The organism is Streptomyces sp. NPDC059564 (assembly GCF_042735575.1).
In the GTDB taxonomy this organism is placed as follows: domain Bacteria; phylum Actinomycetota; class Actinomycetes; order Streptomycetales; family Streptomycetaceae; genus Streptomyces.
The window spans coordinates 1-1,553 of sequence record NZ_JBHWBP010000675.1 but is presented as its reverse complement, the minus strand read 5'-3'; the positions used below and the strand labels follow the sequence as shown (position 1 = coordinate 1,553).

2 protein-coding genes and 1 pseudogene are annotated in these 1,553 nt (G+C 73.8%); 2 read left to right on the top strand and 1 reads right to left on the bottom strand.

The window, feature by feature from the left end; all coding sequences use genetic code 11:
* A pseudogene (locus ACFV0Q_RS41540) lies at nucleotides 1-216 on the top strand (NTP pyrophosphohydrolase); the annotation flags it as partial.
* Nucleotides 217-225: 9 nt separating this feature from the next.
* Here the strand turns inward: ACFV0Q_RS41540 and ACFV0Q_RS41535 are convergent.
* Nucleotides 226-768 (bottom strand): hypothetical protein, encoded by a 543-nt coding sequence (locus ACFV0Q_RS41535; RefSeq protein WP_385013297.1) that lies wholly within the window; start codon nucleotides 766-768, stop codon nucleotides 226-228.
* A 253-nt stretch (nucleotides 769-1,021) separates the two neighbouring features.
* Here ACFV0Q_RS41535 and ACFV0Q_RS41530 point away from each other — a divergent pair, with 253 nt between their 5' ends.
* A complete protein-coding gene (locus ACFV0Q_RS41530; protein ID WP_385013296.1) occupies nucleotides 1,022-1,396 on the top strand; it encodes a YbjQ family protein in 375 nt (124 codons plus the stop codon).
* The last annotated feature ends 157 nt before the right edge of the window (nucleotides 1,397-1,553 follow it).

Here is a 1,553-nt window from a genome sequence, read left to right as displayed (position 1 = left end):
CTGGGGGTGGCGGGCGCCGCCCGGGGGGTCGTGACCGCCCCGGGGGTAGGGGGGGACGCGGCGCCCGCCCGCGGCCACGACCGGATCGTGGAACTGGTCGCCGCCGCTGCCGGGCGTTCCTGCGTGGTGGTCACCGCGGACCGGGAACTGCGGGCCAGAGTGCGGGCGTACGGCGCGGAGTGCGTGGGGCCCCGTACCGTACGCCCGGCCGGGTGACCGGGAAGGTCAGAGGCGGCACCACTTCACGGGGGTGATGTCCTTGACGTAACGGGCCGAGACCCAGGCTTGCTTGTACTCGTGACGGTCCTTGCGGAAATCCCCGGGGTCCGTGCCGTCGGTCCCGTCAGTGCCGTCCGAGCCGTCAGCGCCATCTCCGGGCTGCATGCCGTCGACGGGCTGCATGCCGTCGACGGGCTGCATGCCGTCCACGGGCTCCATGCCGTCCACGGGCTCGCGCCCGTCCTTCTTGCCGTCCAGCAGGTACCACAGGTCGTTCCCGTCGACCTTCTGACCGCGCTCCTTGCACTCGATGGCCAGCTTCTCGTGCGGGTACACCTTGCCGACGACCTTGGCGTGCGTGCTCGGGTAGCTGCGGACCTTGAGCGGCCCGTGGGAGACGACCTTTCCGAGCGCGTGCTTCGGCTTGGGGTAGACGCTGGGCCCGTCGTCCATCGGACCCTGGTCCGCGACGGCGGCACCCGCACCCGACAGGCCGAGCAGCAGGCTTCCGGCGGTGAGGGCGAGGATGGTCCTGGGGGGCTTCAGCATGAGCCGGCTCCTCTACGAAGACGTCCGCCCGGCCGCATGGCACACGGACCGGGGCGGCAGCCTGGCGGCTGCCAGGGACGACTATGGCGACGGCGCGCCGCGGGCCCCCGGCGGCGCACCGCACGATAGCCCGATATGCCCAATCCGCGCCCCCGCCCCGGCAGGCCGCCGCGGGGAACGGATCCGGCCGTCCCCGCCCCCGGGCGGCGCGCCACGGACGCGTGCGGCCGCGGCCGGGGCCACAGTGGGGCGCATGGGTATCGAAGACTACGGCGGCGGCCCCGGCGCCCAGCAGACCGGTGTGCTCGTCGTCACGACCAACGACGTCCCCGGATACCGGGTGGAGCAGGTCATCGGGGAGGTGTTCGGGCTGACCGTGCGCTCCCGGCACCTCGGCAGCCAGATCGGCGCCGGACTGAAGTCCATGATCGGCGGCGAGCTGAAGGGCCTGACGAAGACCCTCGTGGAGACCCGCAACCAGGCGATGGACCGGCTCATCGACCAGGCCAAGGCGCGCGGCGCGAACGCGGTGCTGATGATGCGCTTCGACGTGACCGAAGCCGCCGACGTCGGGACCGAGGTGTGCGCCTACGGCACGGCCGTGGTGCTGGTGCCGGCCTCGACCTGATCCGTAAGTCCAGGACGGGGCCGCGCTTTGTCCATGGGCCTGGAGCCGTGGGGGGGGGCCCGGGGGCGGTGCAAAGAGGGGACCCCCCCGGCCCCCTGGGGGGCGCGATGGCGGCCCGCCGCAGGCGAGCAGCACCCCCGCCGCCCCCGACGGCCCC

What these genes read in the sequence shown, in the direction of transcription:
- ACFV0Q_RS41535 (WP_385013297.1), bottom strand. Translation starts at nt 768, where the DNA reads ATGCTGAAGCCCCCCAGGACCATCCTCGCCCTCACCGCCGGAAGCCTG.
- ACFV0Q_RS41530 (WP_385013296.1), top strand. Translation starts at nt 1,022, where the DNA reads ATGGGTATCGAAGACTACGGCGGCGGCCCCGGCGCCCAGCAGACCGGT.